This window comes from Amycolatopsis thermoflava N1165 (assembly GCF_000473265.1).
GTDB classification, from domain to species: domain Bacteria; phylum Actinomycetota; class Actinomycetes; order Mycobacteriales; family Pseudonocardiaceae; genus Amycolatopsis_E; species Amycolatopsis_E thermoflava.
This window is the reverse complement of the sequence record NZ_KI421511.1, coordinates 3640554-3660924: the sequence shown is the minus strand read 5'-3', so window position 1 is coordinate 3660924 and position 20371 is coordinate 3640554. Positions and strand designations below refer to the sequence as shown.

17 protein-coding genes are annotated in these 20371 nt (G+C 71.5%); 10 read left to right on the top strand and 7 right to left on the bottom strand.

Translation table 11 applies throughout. From position 1 onward, the window contains the following. Nucleotides 1-14: 14 nt before the first annotated feature. The 3 genes from AMYTH_RS0117925 to AMYTH_RS0117915 are packed head-to-tail and all read right to left on the bottom strand — an operon-like array spanning nt 15 to nt 3555. Nucleotides 15-2087, bottom strand: coding sequence for a xanthine dehydrogenase family protein molybdopterin-binding subunit (locus AMYTH_RS0117925; RefSeq protein ID WP_027931495.1), 2073 nt, complete (start codon nt 2085-2087; stop codon nt 15-17). Then, on the bottom strand, nt 2084-3055 hold the full coding sequence (locus AMYTH_RS0117920) for an FAD binding domain-containing protein (RefSeq protein WP_027931494.1): 972 nt from the start codon (nt 3053-3055) through the stop codon (nt 2084-2086). Before AMYTH_RS0117920 ends, AMYTH_RS0117925 begins: the two co-directional genes overlap by 4 nt. After that, nucleotides 3052-3555 (bottom strand): 2Fe-2S iron-sulfur cluster-binding protein, encoded by a 504-nt coding sequence (locus AMYTH_RS0117915; protein ID WP_027931493.1) that lies wholly within the window; start codon nt 3553-3555, stop codon nt 3052-3054. The genes AMYTH_RS0117920 and AMYTH_RS0117915 overlap by 4 nt, the downstream gene beginning before the upstream one ends. Nucleotides 3556-3668: 113 nt before the next feature. Between AMYTH_RS0117915 and AMYTH_RS0117910 the strand changes: the two genes are divergently transcribed. The 6 genes from AMYTH_RS0117910 to AMYTH_RS0117885 all read left to right on the top strand — a co-directional run bounded on the left by AMYTH_RS0117910 (nt 3669) and on the right by AMYTH_RS0117885 (nt 11689). Next, the gene (locus AMYTH_RS0117910) at nt 3669-4379 is read left to right on the top strand and encodes a GntR family transcriptional regulator (RefSeq protein WP_027931492.1); all 711 of its coding nucleotides are present in this window, start codon (nt 3669-3671) and stop codon (nt 4377-4379) included. 61 nt (nt 4380-4440) lie between these two features. Then, complete coding sequence (locus AMYTH_RS0117905) at nt 4441-5247, top strand: N-acyl homoserine lactonase family protein (RefSeq protein ID WP_027931491.1); 807 nt, start codon at nt 4441-4443, stop codon at nt 5245-5247. 11 nt (nt 5248-5258) lie between these two features. Then, on the top strand, nt 5259-6536 hold the full coding sequence (locus tag AMYTH_RS0117900) for a hydroxyacid-oxoacid transhydrogenase (RefSeq protein ID WP_017981320.1): 1278 nt from the start codon (nt 5259-5261) through the stop codon (nt 6534-6536). A gap of 4 nt (nt 6537-6540) precedes the next feature. Further along, complete coding sequence (locus AMYTH_RS45190; RefSeq protein ID WP_037322591.1) at nt 6541-6909, top strand: FmdB family zinc ribbon protein; 369 nt, start codon at nt 6541-6543, stop codon at nt 6907-6909. Further along, the gene (locus AMYTH_RS0117890; protein ID WP_051362731.1) at nt 6906-9728 is read left to right on the top strand and encodes an FAD-binding and (Fe-S)-binding domain-containing protein; all 2823 of its coding nucleotides are present in this window, start codon (nt 6906-6908) and stop codon (nt 9726-9728) included. The genes AMYTH_RS45190 and AMYTH_RS0117890 overlap by 4 nt, the downstream gene beginning before the upstream one ends. Nucleotides 9729-10087: 359 nt before the next feature. Further along, nucleotides 10088-11689, top strand: coding sequence for a sigma-54-dependent Fis family transcriptional regulator (locus tag AMYTH_RS0117885; RefSeq protein WP_027931489.1), 1602 nt, complete (start codon nt 10088-10090; stop codon nt 11687-11689). Here AMYTH_RS0117885 and AMYTH_RS49940 read toward each other — a convergent pair. Together AMYTH_RS49940 and AMYTH_RS0117875 are read right to left on the bottom strand one after the other, a co-directional pair. Next, entirely contained in the window at nt 11640-11957 is a 318-nt protein-coding gene (locus AMYTH_RS49940; protein ID WP_027931488.1) for a hypothetical protein, read from the bottom strand. The genes AMYTH_RS0117885 and AMYTH_RS49940 overlap by 50 nt on opposite strands. Further along, entirely contained in the window at nt 11954-12298 is a 345-nt protein-coding gene (locus tag AMYTH_RS0117875; RefSeq protein ID WP_027931487.1) for a DoxX family protein, read from the bottom strand. The genes AMYTH_RS49940 and AMYTH_RS0117875 overlap by 4 nt, the downstream gene beginning before the upstream one ends. Before the next feature lie 114 nt (nt 12299-12412). Between AMYTH_RS0117875 and AMYTH_RS0117870 the strand changes: the two genes are divergently transcribed. The 3 genes from AMYTH_RS0117870 (at nt 12413) to AMYTH_RS0117860 (ending at nt 16304) form a co-directional block, all read left to right on the top strand. Continuing rightward, entirely contained in the window at nt 12413-13912 is a 1500-nt protein-coding gene (locus AMYTH_RS0117870; RefSeq protein WP_027931486.1) for an aldehyde dehydrogenase family protein, read from the top strand. An 11-nt stretch (nt 13913-13923) separates the two neighbouring features. After that, nucleotides 13924-15033, top strand: a complete 1110-nt coding sequence (locus AMYTH_RS0117865; RefSeq protein WP_027931485.1) for an NDMA-dependent alcohol dehydrogenase — start codon at nt 13924-13926, stop codon at nt 15031-15033. 332 nt (nt 15034-15365) lie between these two features. Beyond that, nucleotides 15366-16304: a hydroxymethylglutaryl-CoA lyase gene (locus AMYTH_RS0117860; RefSeq protein ID WP_027931484.1), complete on the top strand. Its 939-nt coding sequence runs from the start codon at nt 15366-15368 to the stop codon at nt 16302-16304. A 16-nt stretch (nt 16305-16320) separates the two neighbouring features. Here AMYTH_RS0117860 and AMYTH_RS0117855 read toward each other — a convergent pair whose 3' ends face one another. Both AMYTH_RS0117855 and AMYTH_RS0117850 read right to left on the bottom strand, forming a co-directional pair. Further along, complete coding sequence (locus AMYTH_RS0117855) at nt 16321-17913, bottom strand: long-chain-fatty-acid--CoA ligase (RefSeq protein WP_037322589.1); 1593 nt, start codon at nt 17911-17913, stop codon at nt 16321-16323. 64 nt (nt 17914-17977) lie between these two features. Next, nucleotides 17978-18607 (bottom strand): TetR/AcrR family transcriptional regulator, encoded by a 630-nt coding sequence (locus AMYTH_RS0117850; protein ID WP_228684848.1) that lies wholly within the window; start codon nt 18605-18607, stop codon nt 17978-17980. Nucleotides 18608-18701: 94 nt separating this feature from the next. On the opposite strand from AMYTH_RS0117850, the gene AMYTH_RS45185 reads away from it, so the two are divergent. Then, nucleotides 18702-20300 carry an acyl-CoA synthetase gene (locus AMYTH_RS45185; RefSeq protein WP_209440773.1) on the top strand — a complete coding sequence of 533 codons (1599 nt, stop codon included), beginning with the start codon at nt 18702-18704 and terminating at the stop codon, nt 20298-20300. Nucleotides 20301-20371: the final 71 nt, after the last annotated feature.

Here is a 20371-nt window from a genome sequence, read left to right as displayed (position 1 = left end):
GACCCACCGACAATTCACGGCAACGCGGGCAGCACCTTGTCGAGCGTGATCGGCAGGTCCCGGATCCGCGCCCCGGTCGCGTGGAACACCGCGTTCGCCACCGCCGCGGCCGTGCCCACGATCCCGATCTCGCCGATCCCCTTGACCCCGAGCGGGTTCACGTGCGGGTCGCGCTCGTCGAGCCAGTGCGCCTGGACGTCGTCGACGTCGGCGTTCACCGCGATGTGGTACTCGGCCAGGTCGTGGTTGACCACCTGCCCGAACCGCGGGTCCCACACGCTCTCCTCGTGCAGCGCCATCGACAGTCCCATCGTCATGCCGCCGAGGAACTGCGACCGCGCGGTCCGCGGGTTGACGATCCGGCCCGCGGCGAACACCCCGAGCAGCCGCGGCACCCGGATTTCCCCGGTGTCCGCGTGCACCCGCGCCTCGGCGAACTGCGCGCCGAACGCGTACATCGCGTACTCCTTGCGCGCCGGGTTGTCCCCGGTCGTCGCGTCCGCCTCGGCGCCGTCGGCCGGGTCGCGGCCGTACTTGTCGCGGAACGTGCGCGCCGCCTCGAACACCGCCGAACCCCAGGTCGCCGTGCCTGCCGAACCGCCGGCCACCGCCGCCTCCGGGTACGCGGTGTCGCCGAGCCGCATGTCGATCTCCTCGGCCGGCACCTCCAGCGCCTCCGCGGCGATCTGCGGCAGCACCGTCCACGCGCCGGTCCCCAGGTCGGCCGCGCCGATCTCCACGGCGTACCGGCCGCCCTCGAACCGCACCACCGCGGTCGACCCCGGCCGCGTCGACGACGGGTACACCGACGCCGCGACTCCGGTGCCGACCAGCCAGCCGTCCTCCAGCCGCACGCCCGGGCGCGGGTCGCGCGAGTCCCAGCCGAACCGCCGGGCGCCCTCGCGCAGGCAGTCCACCAGGTGCCTGCTGGAGAACGGGTTGCCCGACTCCGGGTCCACTTCCGGCTCGTTGCGGATCCGCAGCTCGACCGGGTCGATGCCCAGCTCGTAGGCCAGCTCGTCCATTGCCACCTCGGGCCCGAACATGCCGGGGCACTCGCCGGGTGCGCGCATCCACGACGGCACCGGCACGTCCAGCGCGGCCAGCCGGTGCGTGGTGCGCCGGTTCGGCGCGGCGTACATCATGCGCGAGGGCAACGCGGTCTGCTCCGCGAACTCCTTGATGCGCGAGGTCTGCTCGACCACGTCGAGCCCGATCGCGGTCAGCCTGCCGTCACGCGTCGCGCCGAGCCGCATCTTCTGGATCGTCGGCGTCCGGTACCCGGCGAGCGAGAACATCTGCTGCCGCGTCAGCGCGAGCTTCACCGGCCGTCCCGGGTAGGCCCGCGCGGCCATCGCGGCCAGCACCACGTTCGCGTGCGGCAGGCCCTTCGACCCGAACCCGCCGCCGACGTACGGGCACACCACCCGCACCCGTTCCTCGGGCAGGCCGAACACCTTCGCGATGGCCTTGCGCGACGGGTGCACGCCCTGCGTCGAGTCCCACAACGTCAGGACGTCGTTGTCCCACAAGGCCGTCGTCGCGTGCGGCTCCAGCGGGTTGTTGTGGTACATCGCGGTGCGGTAGGTCTGCTCGACCGTCACGTCGGCGGACGCCATCGCCGCGTCGACGTCCCCGGCCGCGGTGTCCGTGGGGAACGCCGGGTTGACCTTCTCCGGCTTGTACAGGTCGTCGCGGTCCGCGGACAGTTCGGTGTCGTGCTCGCGCTCGTCGTAGGTCGCGAACACCAGCTCGGCGCCGTGCCGCGCGACCTCCGAGGTCTCCGCGACCACCAGCCCGATCACCTGGCCGCGGAAGGCGATCTCGCGGTCCTGCAGCACGGCCAGTTCGGCGTCCGCTGTGGACGCCAGCCGCTCGGCGCTGCGGTAGGTGATCACGTCCAGCACACCGTCGAGCACCTCGGCCTCGGCGGTGTGGATCGCGGCGATCCGGCCGCGCGCCACGGTGGCCTGCACGGGGTGGCAGAACACCGGCGTGCCGGCCGGCGTCTCGTAGGCGTACGTGGCGGTGCCGGTGACCTTGCGTGTGCCGTCCCGCCGCACCAGCGGTTCGCCGATCGCGGTCATGACAGCTCCCGGAGCACGGAAACCAGGGTGCGGGTCAGCAGCGGGACCTTGAACTCGTTGCCGGGCAACGGCCGCGCCTGCGCCAGCTCCTCCTCGGCCGCGGCGCGGAACGTCGCGTCGGTGGCCGGCGCGCCGCGCAGCACGTCCTCGGCCTGCCAGGCGCGCCACGGTTTGTGCGCGACCCCGCCGAACGCGATGCGCGCGTCGACGATCGTGCCGTCCTCGACCGCCAGCACGGCCGCCACCGACACCAGCGCGAACGCGTAGGAGGCGCGGTCGCGGACCTTCCGGTAGCGCTGCTTCCCGGCCGGCGGCGCGGGCAGGTCGATCGAGGTGATCAGGTCGCCGTGCGCCAGCACGGTGTCCCGCTCCGGGGTGTCGCCGGGCAGGCGGTGCAGCTCGGTGAACGGGATCGTGCGCTCGCCGTCCGGTCCGAGCACGGACACCTCGGCGTCCAGCGCGGCCAGCGCGACCGCCAGGTCGGACGGGTGCGTCGCGACGCAGTGCTCGGACGCGCCGAGGATCGCGTGGTAGCGGGTGTAGCCGTCGATCGCGGAGCAGCCGGAGCCGGGCTCGCGCTTGTTGCACGGGGTGGTGACGTCCTGGAAGTACGCGCACCGCGTGCGCTGCAACGGGTTCCCGCCGGTGGTGGCCATGTTGCGCAGCTGCCCGGACGCGCCGGCGAGCAGCGATTCGGCGAGCACCGGGTAGCGCGACCGGATCCGCGGGTCGGCGGCCAGGTCGCTGTTGCGCACCCCGGCGCCGATCGACAGGAGGCCGTCGCGCTCGGTGATCTCGGTGGAGGTCAGGTGGGTGACGTCGACGAGCCGGCCAGGGCGGGCGACGCCGAGCTTGAGGTGGTCGACGAGGTTCGTGCCGCCGGCCAGGAACACCGCGGACGGGTCGGCGGCGACGGTTCGGACGGCGGTGTCCGCGTCGGCGGGGGAGTCGTAGGTGAACGGCTTCATCCGGCCGCCTCCTCGATCGCGCTGACGATGCCGTCGTAGGCGGCGCATCGGCACAGGTTGCCGCTCATCCGCTCGGCGATCTCGGCGCGGGTCAGTGCGGGGCGCTCGCTGACCGCCGGGGTCGCGTGGCTCGGCCAGCCCTGCTTGACCTCGTCCAGCGCGCCGACCGCGGAGCAGATCTGGCCCGGCGTGCAGTAGCCGCACTGGAACCCGTCGTGCTCCAGGAACGCGCGCTGGACCGGGTGCAGCTCACCGTCCGGAGCGAGCCCCGCGGCGGTCGTGACCTCGGCCCCGTCCTGCGCGACGGCCAGCGACAGGCAGGACAGGATCCGGCGGCCGCCGACCAGGACCGTGCAGGCCCCGCACTGGCCGTGGTCGCAGCCCTTCTTGGGGCTGGTGACGCCGAGGCGTTCGCGCAGGGCGTCCAGGAGGGTGGTGCGGCTGTCGAGCGTCAGCTGGTGGGTGGCGCCGTCGACACGCAAGGTGATCTCCGCGTCCATGACGTGGGGCGTACCCGGCGGGACAGCCGCGAAACCGGCGACCGCGTTCCCGGCGCGCCGCGCAGTGCCGAAGCGGCGCCGCCGGGACCCCGTCGCCGTGGGAAAATGCCCGGATGCGGCAGATCGGGAACGACGCCAACCTCGCCGGGAAGATTCTCGACGAGCTGAAGAGCGCCATCGTCAACGGCGAGCTCGTCGCGGGCAGCCTGTACTCGGTGCACGACCTCGCGGAGCGGCTCGGCGTGTCCCGGACGCCGGTGCGGGAGGCGCTGATCCAGCTGGCCGAGCGCGGCATGGTGCGGTTCGAGCGCAACCGCGGGGTGCGCATCCTCCAGACGTCGCTGCACGATCTGGAGGAGGTCTTCGCGATCCGGCTGCTGCTGGAGGTCCCGGCGACCCACCGCGCCGTCACGCAGCGGACCGCCGCGTGGGTCAAGGAGCTGGCCGCCCAGCTCAAGGTGATGCGCGCCGCCGCGGAGAAACGCGACGAGACCACCTTCATGGCCGCCGACCGGCGCTTCCACGAGGTCATCAACGAGGCGTCCGGCAACGTGCGGCTCGCCCGCTACATCGACTCGCTGCGCGACATGGTCCTGCTGCGCGGCGCCTCGACCGTCGACACCTCCCGCAGCCTGTCCGACATCCTCGCCGAGCACGAGGAGATCTTCGCGCTCATCGAAGCGGGCAAGGCCGACGAAGCCGCCGAGTCCATGCGCGCGCACCTGCTCAACACGGCCCGGCTGCTGATCGGCCAGGAGGCCGCGGCCAGCGGTGATCCGGTCCCGCCGGTCTCGTTGGAGTGGACCGGCTACCCCCGTCGTTGACGAGTAGCATGCTACATGCCACTCTGTGCTCGGCTCTGTCCTGACGCGCAAGGAGGCGCAGATGACGGCACCGAGCAAGGTTCACCTGCTCAAGACCGGAACCATGGAATGCGACCAGACCTGGCTGCTGCTCAAGCCGGGTGCGACCATCACCGACCGTTCGAACACCCGCAAGGAAGCGGTGTGGACGACGTGCCCGACCCACGCGGTGCTCATCGAGCACCCGGACGGGCGCATCCTGTGGGACACGGGCGTTCCGCAGGACTGGGAGACCCGCTGGGCGCCCACCGGGCTGCAGGAGTTCTTCCCCGTTCAGGAGGGCACCACCTACCTGCAGGACTCGCTGGCCGCGCTGGAGCTGACGCCGGACGACATCGACGTGCTGGTGCTGTCCCACCTGCACTTCGACCACGCCGCCAACGCGAAGCTCTTCGACAACGGCAAGACCCGGATCATCGTCAACGCGAACGAGCACGAGGGCGCGCTCGGCATCGACGGGCCGTTCAAGGGCGCGCACCTCAAGGCCGACTACGAGGGCATCGACTACGAACTCGTCTCCGGTGACGCCGAAATCGCGCCGGGCGTCAGCGTCATCGAGACACCGGGCCACACCTGGGGGACGATGTCACTGCGGGTGGACCTGCCGGAGGCGGGCACCAAGATCTTCACCTCCGACGCGGTCTACCTCGGCGAGAGCTGGGGCCCGCCTGCCGTCGGCGCCGCGATCGTCTGGGACAGCGTGCGCTGGCTGGAGTCGGTGGAGAAGCTGCGGCGCATCGCCGAGGAGACGAACGCGGAGGTGATCTTCGGGCACGACCCGGAGCAGGCCGCCAAGCTCCCGTTCGCCCCCGACGGGTACTTCGGCTGAAAGGCACGGGCATGACCGAATACCTCAACGAGACCGTCTTCACCTGGGGCGCGACGCCGCTGAAGTTCGGCGCCGGCGCCGTCGACGAGATCGGCTGGGACCTCGCGCAGATGGGCGCGGAACGGGTCCTCATCGTCACCGACCCGGGCGTCGCCGCCACCGGCGTGCCGCAGCGGGTCGCCGACGCGGCCAAGGCGGGCGGGCTGACCGTCGAGGTCTACGACCAGGTGCACGTCGAACCGACCGACGTCAGCATCCAGGCCGCGGTGGACTTCGCGAAGCAGTCCGAGTGGGACGGGTTCATCGCGGTCGGCGGCGGCTCGTCGATCGACACCGCCAAGGCCATCAACCTGATGACCACCTACCCGGCCGACCTCTACGACTACGTCAACAAGCCGATCGGGCAGGGCAAGGCGCCCGCCGGGCCGCTGAAGCCGCTGGTCGCGGTGCCGACCACGGCGGGCACCGGGTCGGAGACGACGCCGGTGTGCATCATGGACTTCCTCGACCTGAAGGTGAAGTCCGGCATCAGCCACCCGCGGCTGCGGCCGTCGATGGCGGTGGTCGACCCGCTGCTGACGCTCAGCATGCCGCCCGAGGTGACCGCGGCCAGCGGGATGGACGTGCTGTGCCACGCGCTGGAGTCCTACACGGCCAAGCCGTTCGACTCCTTCCCGCGGCACCGCGCGGACACCCGGGTCGCCTACTGCGGGTCGAACCCGATCTCGGACGCCTGGACCGAGCAGGCGCTGACCCTGCTGGCCCGCTCGTTCCGCAAGGCTGTGCTCAACGGTGGCGACCTCGCCGCGCGCACGGACATGATGCTGGCCGCGACGTTCGCCGGCATGGGGTTCGGCAACGCGGGCGTGCACATCCCGCACGCCTGCGCGTACCCGATCGCCGGGCGCGTCAAGGAGTACCGGCCGAAGAACTACCCGCAGGACGAGGCGATGGTCCCGCACGGCGAGTCGGTGTCGCTGACCGCGCCCGCGGCGTTCCGGTTCACCTTCCCGACGAACCCGGAGAAGCACCTGCGGGCCGCGCGGATCCTCGACCCGCACGCGCCGAAGCAGCGCGACGCGGTGGACCAGCTGCCGTTCGTGTTGTCCTCGCTGATGCGCGACATCGGCACGCCCAACGGGATCGGCGGCGTCGGCTACGACGAGGGCGACATCGGCGACCTGGTCGAGGGCACCCTCAAGCAGGAGCGGCTGCTGACCATCTCGCCGCGGCCGGTCCGCGCCGAGGACCTGGAGGCGATCTTCGCCCAGTCGATCGAGAACTGGTGATCGAATGCCCATCTACGACTACGCGTGCGAGTGCGGGAACCGGTTCGAGGCGCTCGTGCCCTCGTCCGCCAGCCCGGCGCCGAGCTGTGCGTGCGGTTCGTCGCCGCGCCGCCTGCCGTCCGCGGTGCGGCTCGGCGGGGTCGCCTCGGCCGGGCCCAGCCGGGACGACGCGCCGAAGAGCTGGCGCGGCACCCGCAACGGCGACCGGGAAACGGTGCGGCACTGGCACCGGCAGATGACCCGGCGGGAGAAGCTCGAGCAGAAGTACCCGGAGCTGGCCGGTGACCGCCGTCCGGTGCTCGCCCACGAGGGGCGTTTCGCCGCCGCGCCACTGCGGGCAGGCGATCCGGTGCCGGGGGAATCGGCTTCATGACGGTGGTCGCGGACGAGCGCGTGGCCCGGTTCCTCGCGGAGCTGGGCCACGCGCTCACCGGTGAGGTCGAGTCCGGCACGACGGCACGCGCGACCTACAGCATGGACGCGTCGAACTACCGGCACGTGCCGCTGGCTGTCGTGTTCCCGTCCACTGTGGAGGATCTGGAGACGACGGTCCGGCTGTGCCGGGAGTTCCGGATCCCCATCACCGCGCGCGGCGCCGGAACGAGCATCGGCGGGCAGGCGCTCGGCGAGGGTGTCGTAATCGACTACAGCAGGCACCTGAACCGGGTCCTGGAGATCGACCCGGAGGCGCGGACCGCGCGCGTGCAGCCCGGCGTGGTGCTGGACGCGTTGCGCGCTGCCGCCGCTCCGCACGGGCTGACGTTCGGGCCGGACCCGTCGACCCACAGCCGCTGCACGATCGGCGGCATGGTGGGCAACGACGCGTGCGGCTCGCACTCGGTGGCGTGGGGGCGGACCGCGGACAACGTGGTGGCGCTGGACGTGCTGACCGCGGACGGGACGCGGCTGGCGATCGGCCCGTCGCTGCCGGACGATCCGCGGGTCGCCCAGTCGAAGCAGCTCGCGCTGGACAACCTGGCGCTGCTGCGCACGTCGTTCCCGTCGATCCCGCGGCGTGTGTCGGGGTACGCCCTGGACCAGTTGCTCCCGGAGAACGGGACGAACCTGGTCCGCGCGCTGGTCGGCACCGAGGGCACCTGCGTGCTGCTGACCGAGATCACCGTGCGGCTGGTGCCCGCGCCCGCGGCCCGTGCGCTGGTCGTGGCGGGCTACGTGGACGACATCGCGGCCGCCGACGCGGTGCCGTCGGTGCTGCCGCTGAAGCCGTTGACCGTCGAGGGCATGGGCCGCGACCTCATCGACTCCCTGTTGATGCGCCGGTCGCACCCGGCTGTCGACCTGCTGCCGGCGGGGCGCGGCTGGTTGTTCGTCGAGGTCGGGGGAGCGGACCCGGCGGAGGCGGCGGCGCGGGCTGCCGAAGTCGCGGCGGCCCTGGAACGGGACACCGGCGCGGCGACGGTCGTGGAGACGCGGCCGGCGGACCAGCGGGTGCTGTGGTCGGTGCGCGAGGCCGCGGCCGGGATCGTGACCCGCATGGCGGACGGTTCCGAGGCCTGGCCGGGGTGGGAGGACTCCGCGGTGCCGCCCGCGAACCTCGGCGCGTACCTGCGGGATTTCCGCGCCCTGCTGGGGAAGTACGGGCTGCGCGGTGTCCCTTATGGACACTTCGGCGAGGGGTGCGTGCACGTGCGCATCAACTTCGGCCTGACCAGCGAGGAGGGCAGGCGGCAGTTCCGGGCGTTCATGGAGGACGCGGCGGACCTGGTGGTGCGGCACGGCGGGTCGCTGTCCGGCGAGCACGGCGACGGGCAGGCGCGGGCGGAGCTGCTGTCGCGGATGTACCCGCCGGAGATCCTGGCGCTGTTCGAGCGGTTCAAGGCGATCTGGGACCCAGACGACCTGCTCAACCCGGGCAACCTGGTGCGGCCCCGGAAGCTGGACGCGGACCTGCGGTTCGACGGCCCGGTGCGGTCGTTGCCGGTGACGTTGAAGTACCCGCACGACGGGGGCAGCCTGGCGACCGCGACGCGGCGGTGCGTCGGCGTCGGGGCGTGTGTCGACAAGTCGTCCGGCGTGATGTGCCCGAGCTACATGGTCACCGGGCGCGAGGAGCATTCGACGCGCGGGCGGTCGCGGCTGTTGTTCGAGATGATGCGCGGCGAGACGGTCACCGACGGCTGGCGCTCCGGCGAGGTGCTGGAGGCGCTGGACCTGTGCCTGGCGTGCAAGGGTTGTCTGTCGGACTGCCCGGTCAACGTGGACATGGCGTCGTACAAGGCGGAGTTCCTGCACCAGCACTACGCGGGGCGGTTGCGCCCGGCGAGCCACTACACGCTCGGGTTCCTGCCGGTGCTGGCGCGGCTGGCGTCGGGCGCGCCGCGGCTGGCGAACCGCGTGCTGGGCGGGCGGTTGTCCGGGCTGGTGAAGAAGGCCGGCGGGATCACGCCGGAGCGGTCGCTGCCGCGGTTCGCGCCGCGGACGTTCCGCCGCGGGTTCCGGGCGCGGGAGCGGGGGCGGCCGCGGGTGGTGTTGTGGCCGGACACGTTCACGAACTTCCTGTCGCCCGAGGTCGGCCACGACGCGGTGCGGGTGCTGGAGCACGCCGGGTTCGACGTGGTGCTGCCGTCGTCGTCGGTGTGCTGCGGGCTGACCTGGATCTCGACCGGGCAGCTCGGCGTGGCGCGCCGCGTGCTGCGGCGGACGTTGCGGGTGCTGCGGCCGGAACTGGAGGCGGGGACGCCGATCGTGGGCCTGGAGCCGAGCTGCCTGGCGGTGTTCCGGCACGACTCGCGGGAGCTGCTGGACGACTCCGAGCTGCACGGGCTGCCGTCGCAGGCGTTCACGCTGGCGGAGTTCCTGGAGAAGTACGCGCCGGACGTGGAGTTCCCGGAGGTCGAGGCGTCGGCGATCACACAGCAGCACTGCCACCAGCACGCGGTGATGGGCAACGCGGCGGACGAACGGTTGCTCCGCCGGGTGGGTGTGCGGAACCGGACACTGGACTCGGGGTGCTGCGGGCTGGCCGGCAACTTCGGGGTCGAAAAGGGGCACTACGAGGTGTCGGTCGCCGCGGCGAACCGGGTGCTGGTGCCCGAGGTGGAGGCCGCGTCCCCGGACACGATGGTGCTCGCGGACGGCTTCAGCTGCCGCACCCAGATCGACGACCTCACCGGACGGCAGGCGCTGCACCTGGCACAGGTACTCGCGCGGGCGCTCGACAACCCCGGCTGACCCGCGAGTTGCGCGCTCCCGCGCGCGAGTCCCACGTTCGGCGCGGCGAGTTCCACGTTCGGTGCGGCGAGTCCCACGTTCGGTGCGGCGAGTTCCACGCTTGGCGGGGGAAGCGGTGCCCCTGGTTTCGCTTCCCGGGTGAGGTGCGCTCGGAGGGTGCGCGGGCGTGGGTGCTCGCCCGGGTGCTGGACACCCCCGCGGCTGAGCGCGAGTCCCACCCTCCGGCGCGCGAGTTCCACGTCGGCGCGGCGAGTCCACACTCGGCGTCTGAGCGGCACCCCCGGACGGGGGCAAGCGCTCGACCTGCGGCGTTAACCGTTGCTAACGTGGCTCGGGCATCGGCGCCAAGGGAGGCGAGGATGGAGAACGCAGCGTTGCGGCCCGAGATCGCCAAGTCGTGGCGCCGGGCGGAGCTGTCCGGGCTCCGGCCGGACGCCGCGGTCGACCGGCTCACCGTCGCGGACATCGACCGCCGCAGCAGGCTCGTTCTCGCCGCCGAACCCGTCCTCGACCAGGCCACCCGCGAGCTCGCCGACACCGCGTTCAGCCTCATCCTCGCCGACCGCGACGCCTGGATCGTCGACCGGCGGTTCGGCGAGCACCAGCTGGAATCCACCCTCGACCGGCTCGGCGTCGTCCCCGGCAGGCGCTTCACCGAGGAGAACACCGGCACCAACTCGATCGCGACCGTGTTCGAGCTGCGCCAGGGCCTCGCCGTGCACGGGCACGAGCACTTCATCGACAGTTTCAAGGCCTTCGCCTGCTACGGCCACCCGATCACGCACCCGGTGACCCGCCGCCTGGAGGGCGTCCTCGACATCACCTGCCCGGCCGACCACGCCAGCCCGCTGCTCGGCCCGTTCCTGCGCCGCGCGGTCGCCGACATCGAGCAGCGCCTGCTGGAGGGTTCCCGCGCGGCCGAGCAGCGGATGCTCGCCGCCTACCAGGCCGCCGCCCTCAACCGCCTGCGCCCGGTCCTGGTGCTGGGCGACGACGTCGTCCTCGCCAACGCCGCCGCCACCGACCTGCTCGACGCCGCGGACCACGCCGTCCTCCGCGGGCTCGCCATGGACGCCCCGTTCGGCGTCCGGCAGGCCCGCAGCGTGCGGCTGTCCTCCGGTCGCGTCGCCGACGTGTCCTTCGAGCGCATCACAGGCGCGTCCGGCGTGCTGTTCGAGCTGGAACCGCCGACGGTGCAAGCGATCCCGCGGCGCGCCAATCCGCGACCGGTGCAGCGGGACTTCACCACCTACCGCGAACAACGCACGCACGTCCTCATCAGCGGCGAGCCCGGCACCGGCCGTTCGACGGTGGCCCGCGAGCTGGCGGGGGAGTCGGCGCTGGCGGTGCTCGACGCCGTGGACGCCCAGCACTGGGCCCCGACCATGGACCAGCTCGTCGCGTCGCACACCGGGCTGCTGGTGATCGAGAACATCGCCCTGCTGCCCGCGGACGCGGCCGCCCGGGTCGGCGCCGCCATGGACCACGGCTGGTTCGCGTTCACCGGCCCGCCGCCGTCCGAGCTGACCGGCCCCGCCACCGACCTCGCCAGCCGCTGCATCGCCCGCCGCGAGCTGGCCCCGCTCCGCTCCCGGCGGGACGAACTGCCCGCGCTGGTCGCGGCGATGCTCGCCGACCTCGGCTCGACCCTCCGGTTCGTGCCCCGCACGCTGGAGGTGCTCGCCGCGCAGCCGTGGCCGGGCAACCTGCGTGAGCTGAAGGCGCTGCTGCGGCACGTCGCGACCGGCCGCGCGTGTGGTGACGTGCTGCCGCGTGACCTGCCGGAGGCCTACCAGGGCAGCCCGAGGGCACGTCACCTCACGCCGATCGAGCAGCTCGAACACGACGCGATCGCCGCCGCGCTGCGGGACTGCGGCGGCAACAAGGCCCACGCCGCGAAGCTGCTCGGCATCAGCCGCTCGACGCTGCACCGCCGGGTGCGGAGCCTGGGGTTGAGCTGACCTTGCCGGGCAGCGCCGTCTCGTCGACGTACCGCATCTCGTAGACGCGTTCGGTGAACCGCCGGCCGTCCGGGGTGCGCCGGTGCGGGACTACGACCGGTTCGCGTCCCTGTTCACGGCGGACGGCCGCTGGTGCATCCCGCCCGTCGCCGACTTCACCGAACCGGACGAGATCCGCGCCTGCATCGAGCGGCTGCAGGCGCACTGGGAGTTCTTTGAACTCGCCGCGCAGCGCCTCGATATCGACGCGGTCCTCGAACGTGGTCACGCGAACCACCCCCAGGCCACGACGGCGGCCAGCACGAGCAGCACCGCGGGCACCGCCACGACCTTCGTTTCGCGGCGGCGGACGTGCAGCACGACCGCCCCGGCCATCAGCAGCACCAGCCCGGTGGCCGCGAGCGGCGACAGCACCGGCGCGATGTCCAGCGCGGCGGGCAGGATCAGCCCGGCCGCGGCGAGCACCTCCAGCACTCCGATGGTCTTGCCGAGGCCGAGGGTGAGCCCGGTGGCGGCCAGCTTTTCCGCTGGCTGCGCCAGTTTGACGGCCCCGCTGGCCAGGAAGACGGCGGCCAGCGCGGCCGCGATGATCCACAACGCGATGTCCATGCCGGTCCGACGACGCAGCCCCGTGCGATGTGAGGTCACTGTGTCAACTTGACACGGTTAGCCCGCTGTTGCGCAGGTCACCATTACCGCCATGTCCACGACGAGGAGGTTGGTGTGACTGCGGTAGCGGAGCAGACCGTGCGGCCGGCGGTTCGGGAGTTCGTGTCCGGGACCAAGCAGCTGCTGATCGGCGGGCAGTGGGTGAACGCGGCGTCGGGCCGGACGTTCCCCACCTTCGACCCCGCCACGGGGGAGAAGATCACCGAGGTGGCGCACGGCGCCGCCGAGGACGTCGACCGCGCGGTGGCCGCGGCGCGGCGCGCGTTCGAGGACGGGCCGTGGTCCCGCACCACGCCGTCCGAGCGGCAGCGCCTGATCTGGCGGATCGGCGACCTGCTGCTGGAGCGCGCCGAGCAGTTCGCGCAGCTGGAGGCGCTGGACAACGGCAAGTCCGTGGCGGTCGCGCAGGGCGTCGACGTCGCCTGGGCGGCCGACATCTTCCACTACTACGCCGGGTGGGCGACCAAGATCGAGGGCCGCACGATCACCCCGTCGGTGCCGTGGATCCCGGGCAGCCAGTGGCACGCCTACACGCTGCGGGAACCGGTCGGCGTGTGCGCGCAGATCATCCCGTGGAACTTCCCACTGGTGATGGCGGCGTTCAAGCTGGCGCCGGCGCTCGCGGCGGGCAACACCGTCATCCTGAAGCCGGCCGAGCAGACCCCGCTCACGGCGTTGCTGCTCGGCGAGCTGTTCTGCGAAGCCGGGTTCCCGGACGGCGTGGTCAACATCCTCACCGGGTTCGGTGACGCGGGCGCCGCGCTGGCCGCGCACGACGACGTCGACAAGGTCGCGTTCACCGGTTCCACCGAGGTGGGCAAGAAGATCGTGGACGCGGCCAAGGGAAACCTGAAGAAGGTGTCGCTGGAGCTGGGCGGCAAGAGCCCCAACATCGTGTTCGCCGACGCCGACCTGGAGGCCGCGATCCCCGGCTCGGCCAACGCCTGGTTGTTCAACCACGGCCAGTGCTGTGTGGCGGGCACGCGGTTGTTCGTCGAGGAGTCGATCTTCGAGGAGTTCACCCAGGGCGTCGCCGAGTTCGCGAGCCAGGTCAAGATCGGTCCCGGCCTGGACCCGACGACGCAGCTGGGCCCGCTCGTGTCGCAGGAGCAGCTCGACCGGGTCACCAGCTACCTGCGGCAGGGCATCGCGGACGGCGCCCGTGCCCTGACCGGCGGCGGCCGTCACGGCGACTCCGGGTACTACGTCGAGCCGACCGTGCTGGTGGACGTGCGCGACGACATGAGCGTGGTGCGCGAGGAGATCTTCGGCCCGGTCGTGGCCGCGATCCCGTTCTCGGCCGAGGACGGTCTCGCCGCGGCCGCGAACAACACCGAATACGGCCTGGCTGCGGGGATCTGGACGCGGGACATCTCGCGTGCGCACCGGGTGGCGAAGCAGATCAAGGCCGGTTCGGTGTGGGTCAACTGCTACAACGGCTTCGACACCGCGATCCCGTTCGGCGGGTACAAGCAGTCCGGCTGGGGCCGCGAGCTCGGCGCCGAAGCCATCGACCTCTACACCCAGACCAAAGCCGTCAACGTCGCGCTCTGAGGAGAACCCGCATGAAGGTCAAGGCAGCTGTACTCACGGACTTCAAGACACCGTTCGAGATCACCGAGCTGGACCTGGACGGCCCGCGGGAGGGCGAGGTCCTGATCCGGTACGTCGCGGCCGGCTTGTGCCACTCCGACCTGCACCTGTCGGATGGAGATCTGCCGCCGCGGTTCCCGATCGTCGGTGGGCACGAGGGTGCCGGGATCATCGAGGAGGTCGGGCCGGGCGTCACGAAGGTCAAGCCCGGTGACCACGTGGTGTGCTCGTTCATCCCGAACTGCGGCACGTGCCGCTATTGCGCCACCGGGCACCAGAGCCTGTGCGACATGGGTGCGACGATCCTGGAGGGGAGCTTCCCGGACGGCAGTTTCCGGTTCCACAAGGGCGGGGTCGACTACGGGCAGATGTGCATGCTGGGCACTTTCGCCGAGTACTCGACCATTTCGCAGCACTCGGTGGTCAAAGTGGACGAAAGCGTGCCGCTGGAGACCGCGGTGCTCGTCGGCTGTGGTGTCCCGACCGGGTGGGGCACGGCCGTGTACGCGGGGGACGTGCGGCCGGGGGAAACCGTGGTGATCTACGGCATCGGCGGGATCGGCATCAACTCGGTGCAGGGCGCGGCGCACGCCGGGGCGAAGAACGTCGTGGTGGTCGACCCGCTGGCGTTCAAGCGGGACACCGCGCTGAAGCTGGGAGCCACCCACGCCTTCGCGACGGCGGGGGAGGCGCACGAGGTGGTCACCGAGCTGACCAGGGGGCAGGGCGCGGACAAGGCGCTGGTCACGGTCGGGGTGGTGGACGAAGAGGTGATGTCGGCGGCGTTCGACGTCGTCGGCAAGGGCGGGGTCGTCGTCGTGACCGGCCTGGCGGACCCCGCGAAGGCGACGATCCACGTCTCCGGCGCGGTGCTCACCCTGTGGGAGAAGACGATCAAGGGGAGCCTCTTCGGCAGCGGCAACCCGCAGCGCGACATCCTGAAGATGCTGGACCTGTACCAGGCGGGCACGCTGAAGCTGGACGAGCTGGTCACCAACCGGTACCGCCTGGAGGACGTCAACCAGGGCTACGAGGACCTGGTGGCAGGCAAGAACATCCGAGGCGTAGTCGTCCACGGCTAACCCCGACTGGAAGCCGGCAACGAAAAGCAAGCGACTACCCAACCAGACCTCCCCCACCCCCGATCCACAGCCGATCTTTGGTCGCCGATCAGCGGGGTCAAGGTACTCTTTCCCGCCTTGACGCCGCTGCTCGGCGACTGAAACACAATCAGGCATCGGGGGCGGGGGTGGTCGTGAGGTGACCTTTCGTGCGCCGTGAGGCGCACCGCCCGAAGGGCGGGAAAAGATCAAAAGAGTCCTCGCCGGACGGGCAGGCTCCGGGATGACCACCCAGCACTGGTGGTGGGCTGGGCGCACTGGACGGCTGCGTTAGTGAGCGTTAACCTGTTGGTGTGGCGAGTGTGCGTGAGCTGGGGTTGCCCCAGCGGGAGGCGTCCAGCGGGGACCTGCCGGAGCGGGTGACGATCTGGGAGGTCGGCCCGCGTGACGGGCTGCAGAACGAGCAGACCGTCGTCGGCCTGGAGACGAAGCTCGAGTTCCTCCGGCGGCTCGCCGGGGCGGGGCTCACGACCCTCGAAGCGACCAGTTTCGTCCACCCGAAGTGGGTTCCGCAGCTCGCCGACGCCGATGATCTCCTCGCCAAGCTCGACCGCCGCCCGGGGGTGAAGTACCCCGTCCTGGTGCCCAACGAGCGCGGCCTCGACCGGGCGCTCGCGCTGGGGGTGGAGTCGATCGCCATCTTCGGCAGCGCCACCGAGACCTTCGCGCGCAAGAACCTCAACCGTTCCTACGACGAGCAGTTCGCGATGTTCGAGCCGGTCGTGCGGCGGGCCCGGCACGAAGGGCTGGAGGTGCGCGGCTACCTCTCGATGTGCTTCGGCGACCCGTGGGAGGGCGCCGTGCCCGTCGAGCAGGTCGCGAACGCCGGCCGCAGGCTGCTCGACATGGGCTGTTTCCAGCTCTCCCTCGGCGACACGATCGGCGTCGCCACGCCGGGGCACGTCGAAGCCGTCGTCGGCGCGTTCGGCGACGTCACCAAGCTCGCCGTGCACTTCCACGACACCTACGGCCAGGCATTGTCCAACACGCTGGCCGCGCTGAAAGCCGGAGTGACCACAGTGGACTCCTCGGCCGGCGGCCTCGGCGGGTGCCCGTACGCGAAGGCGGCCACCGGCAACCTCGCGACCGAAGACCTGGTGTGGATGCTCGACGGCCTGGGCGTCGAACACGGTGTGGACCTCGACGCGCTGGTGCGGACGAGCGCCTGGATGGCCCAGCAGCTCGGCCGCCCCAGCCCGTCACGGGTCGTGAAGGCACTGACCGGCGGCTGAATTCCTCCGCCGGCGGTCAAGCCTCCTCGATCGGCAGCTTCCCGGCCTCCCGGTCGGCGCGCAGCTGCGTCTTCAGCACCTTGCCGCTCGGGTTCCGCGGCAGCGCAGGCACCACCGCGATCTTCCGCGGCCGCTTGTACCGCGCCAGCCGGTCGAGGCACCACTCCTCCAGCTCCGCGGCCGTTGGCGCGTCGCCGGGGGAGCGCGGCGAAATGACCGCCAGCGGCGTCTCCCCCCACTTCTCGTCCGGCACGCCGATCAACGCGACCTCGCCGATCTTCGGGTGCGCCGCCAGCACGTTCTCCACCTCGGCGCAGTAGATGTTCTCGCCACCGGAGATGATCATGTCCTTCTTGCGGTCCACCACGAAGTAGTAGCCGTCCTCGTCCTGTCGCACCAGGTCACCGGAGTGGAACCAGCCGCCGCGGAACGCCTCCGCCGTCTCGGCCGGCTTGTTCCAGTACTCCTTCATCACCATCGGGCTGCGGTAGACGATCTCGCCGACCTCACCGGGCTCGACGTCGTTCATGTCGTCGTCCACGACGCGCACCTCGACGTTGAGCATCGGCGTGCCGACCGAGCCGATCTTGCGGATCGAGTCCTCCCCGCGCAGCAGCGTGGTCACGGGGCTGCACTCGGTCTGCCCGAACGCCGTCGTCACCTCGGCCTGCGGGAACGTGTCGATCATCGTGCGCAGCAACGTCGTCGACGCCGGCGCCGCGCCCCACGAGATCTTCGACAACGACGACAGATCCCGCGAAGCGATGTCCGGCACGTTCACGATCGCCTGCCACTGCGCGGGCACCAGGAACACCGACGACACCCGCTCGCGCTCCATCAGGTCCACCACGGCCACCGGGTCGAACTGGCCGCTCGGCAGCAGCACCGTCCGCCCGCCGAGCAGCAGGTTCGGCAGCATGCCGGACAGCCCGGCGATGTGGAACAGCGGCGCCGCGGCCAGCCACACCTTGTCACCAGGCCCGGTGTCCAGCGAGGCCATGTTGCTGAAGGCGTGCATGAGCAGGTTGTGGTGCGTGAGCACCGCGCCCTTCGGCCGGCCGGTGGTGCCCGAGGTGTACATGATGAACGCGGCGTCCTGCTCGTCCACCGCGATCTCGTCGAACTCGGGCGACGCCGCGGCCAGCGCCTCCTCGTAGTCCTCCATGCCCTCGAACGCGCCGCCGAACACCAGGCACGGGCCCGGCTCCCCGACCTGCTCGCGCGCCTTGGCCAGCGCCGCGGCGAGCGGCGCGTGCACCACGCTCGCCCTGGCGCCGCTGTCGCTCAGCACGTAGGCGATCTCGTCGGCGACGAGCCGGAAGTTCACCGGCACGCAGATCGCGCCGAGGCGCGTCGACGCGAAGTAGACCTCGAGCACTTCCAGCGTGTTCAGGCCGAGCACGACGACCCGGTCGCCGTAGTGCACACCCCGGTCACGCAGCGCGTTGGCCAGCCGGCTCACGCGCTGGTCGAACTGGCGGTAGGTGAGGGTGGCGCCCTCGAACGAGAAGGCGGGCTCGTCGCCCTGCTTGCGTGCGTGGCGGGCGAGCTGGTCGCCCATGGTCATCCCACGCCCGAGGAGGCGGGGCACTTCGACAGCTCCGGACATCGGCAACCTCGGCGATCCGGTGGGTCAGGGTAACCGCGTTTCTACCGTGCGCCGAGGGAAACAGTCAACACTGACCGTCAGCGAAGAGCAGCCGGTGCGCCAGCGACTTCCACAGCGCGACATGCGGGTCGTTCGCCGGCTGCCGCCGCCGCTCGAAGGTGTAGGGCAGCGCCGCGCCACGCATGCTCGTGAACAGCAGCTCCCGCAGCTCCGGGTAGTTCGGGTGCGCGCACACCGCCGGGCCCCAGATCCGGTCGCCGACCCGGCGAATCGCGTCGCGCAGCGCCCGCTCCTCCGGCCGCAGCGCCGCGGCCAGCGCCTCGTTCGTCCGCGCCGCGGTCCACAGTTCGACGGCCGCCCAGAACACCGGCTCGTGGAAGGTCATCCACAGCAGCTCGATGCACCGCTCGACCCGTCGCGGGCCCTCCGGTTCTCCGGCGAGCTGCTCGGCGACCCGCACCTCGGTCTGCGCGAGCCGGGTCGCGGTGAGGTGCTGGGTCGCCGCGACCAGCAGCTCGTCCCGCGACGGGAAGTGGTGCAGCAGGCGGCCACGCGACACGCCCGCCTTGGCCTGGATGGCCAAGGTGGACGCGCCCGCGTAGCCGAGTTCGACCAGGCACTCGACGGCCGCGTCCAGGATCAACGTGCGCGTGCCCGCCGCGCGGTCCTGCCGGGTCCGGGTTTCGGTCACCACGGGGATCACCATAACCCGATAACAGTCGGTGTTGACTGTTACGCCGAATCCTTGCACTCTCGCAGGGGAGTTCAACGGTTCGAGGAGGAGCCGCATGTACCCGGGTACCCACGCCGACGCCGACCCCGACAAGCCAGCCGTGATCATGGCGGGCTCGGGCGAGCGGCTGACCTACGGCGAGCTCGACGAGCGGTCCACCCGCCTCGCCGACGCCCTGACCGGCGCCGGGCTCGGCGTGGGCGACACCGTCGCCCTGCTCAGCGACAACTCGGTCCGCGCCTACGAGGTCTACTGGGCCGCCATGCGCTCCGGCCGCTACCTGGCCGCGGTGAACAGCCACCTGTCGCCCGCCGAGGTCGCCTACATCGTCACCGACTCCGGCGCGAAGGCACTGGTCGTCTCGGCCGCACTCGGCCCGCTGGCCACCGCCGTGGCCGAGCTGGTCCCGGACGTCCCGGTCAAGCTGGTCTACGGCGGCGCGGCGGACGGGTACCGCGACTTCGACGAGTTCCTCGCCGCCGGCTCGCCCGAGCGGCCCGCGGACCAGCCCGCGGGCGCCGACATGCTCTACTCGTCCGGCACCACGGGCCGTCCGAAGGGCATCAAGGTCGACCTGCCCGACCGCCAGGTGGACGAGCCGGGCGACGTGCTCACCCCGGTGCTGCAGCACATGTACGGCTTCGGCCCGGACACGGTGTACCTGTCCCCGGCGCCGGTCTACCACGCCGCGCCCCTGCGGTTCGGCGCGACGGCGCAGCGCCTCGGCGGCACGGTGGTGATGATGGAGCGCTTCGACGCCGAGGCCGCGTTGCGTGCGATCGAGACCTACCGCGTCACGCACAGCCAGTGGGTGCCGACGATGTTCGTGCGGATGCTCAAGCTGCCGGAGGAGGTGCGCGGCCGCTACGACCTGTCCAGTCACCGGGTCGCGGTGCACGCCGCCGCGCCCTGCCCGGTGGAGGTCAAGCAGGCGATGATCGGCTGGTGGGGGCCGGTCCTCTACGAGTACTACGCGTCCACCGAGGGCGCCGGGATGACGTTCATCGACAGCGAGCAGTGGCTCGCCAAGCCCGGCTCGGTCGGGCGTTCGGTGGTCGGGGTCGCGCACATCTGCGACGACGCGGGCAAGGAGCTGCCGACGGGCGAGGTCGGCACCGTCTACTTCGAACGCGACGAGGTCCCGTTCACCTACCACAACGACCCGGCCAAGACCCGCGAGGCGCAGCACCCCGAGCACGAGACCTGGACGACCACCGGCGACGTCGGCTACCTCGACGAGGACGGTTTCCTCTACCTGACCGACCGCAAGGCATTCATGATCATCTCCGGCGGGGTGAACATCTACCCGCAGGAGGTCGAGGACGCGCTCGCGCTGCACCCGGCGGTGTTCGACGTCGGCGTGATCGGCGTGCCGGACGAGGAGATGGGGGAGGCAGTCAAGGCCGTCGTCCAGCCCGCGCCCGGCGTCACGCCCGGCCCGGAGCTGGAAGCCGAGCTGCTCGCGTATGTCCGCGAGCGGATCGCCCACTACAAGGCGCCGCGCAGCGTGGACTTCGTCGACGAACTTCCCCGCACCCCAACCGGCAAGCTGGTGACGCGGCGGCTCAAGGAAAGGTATAGCAGGTCCGCTGGCGTAGCGGCGCAGGTAGCGGAACCTCAGACGCCTTCTCGCTCCGGGATCGCCTCCTCATGAATGCCAATTCACCACGTCGGCGCTGTCCTCGCGAGAAGACGTCCGAGAACCCGCGGCGGCGCGAGTTGGCG

What these genes read in the sequence shown, in the direction of transcription:
- AMYTH_RS0117920 (WP_027931494.1), bottom strand. Translation starts at nt 3,055, where the DNA reads ATGAAGCCGTTCACCTACGACTCCCCCGCCGACGCGGACACCGCCGTC.
- AMYTH_RS0117905 (WP_027931491.1), top strand. Translation starts at nt 4,441, where the DNA reads ATGACGGCACCGAGCAAGGTTCACCTGCTCAAGACCGGAACCATGGAA.
- AMYTH_RS0117885 (WP_027931489.1), top strand. Translation starts at nt 10,088, where the DNA reads ATGGAGAACGCAGCGTTGCGGCCCGAGATCGCCAAGTCGTGGCGCCGG.
- AMYTH_RS0117910 (WP_027931492.1), top strand. Translation starts at nt 3,669, where the DNA reads ATGCGGCAGATCGGGAACGACGCCAACCTCGCCGGGAAGATTCTCGAC.
- AMYTH_RS0117900 (WP_017981320.1), top strand. Translation starts at nt 5,259, where the DNA reads ATGACCGAATACCTCAACGAGACCGTCTTCACCTGGGGCGCGACGCCG.
- AMYTH_RS0117890 (WP_051362731.1), top strand. Translation starts at nt 6,906, where the DNA reads ATGACGGTGGTCGCGGACGAGCGCGTGGCCCGGTTCCTCGCGGAGCTG.
- AMYTH_RS0117865 (WP_027931485.1), top strand. Translation starts at nt 13,924, where the DNA reads ATGAAGGTCAAGGCAGCTGTACTCACGGACTTCAAGACACCGTTCGAG.
- AMYTH_RS0117925 (WP_027931495.1), bottom strand. Translation starts at nt 2,087, where the DNA reads ATGACCGCGATCGGCGAACCGCTGGTGCGGCGGGACGGCACACGCAAG.
- AMYTH_RS0117915 (WP_027931493.1), bottom strand. Translation starts at nt 3,555, where the DNA reads ATGGACGCGGAGATCACCTTGCGTGTCGACGGCGCCACCCACCAGCTG.
- AMYTH_RS45185 (WP_209440773.1), top strand. Translation starts at nt 18,702, where the DNA reads ATGTACCCGGGTACCCACGCCGACGCCGACCCCGACAAGCCAGCCGTG.
- AMYTH_RS45190 (WP_037322591.1), top strand. Translation starts at nt 6,541, where the DNA reads ATGCCCATCTACGACTACGCGTGCGAGTGCGGGAACCGGTTCGAGGCG.
- AMYTH_RS0117855 (WP_037322589.1), bottom strand. Translation starts at nt 17,913, where the DNA reads ATGTCCGGAGCTGTCGAAGTGCCCCGCCTCCTCGGGCGTGGGATGACC.
- AMYTH_RS0117875 (WP_027931487.1), bottom strand. Translation starts at nt 12,298, where the DNA reads ATGGACATCGCGTTGTGGATCATCGCGGCCGCGCTGGCCGCCGTCTTC.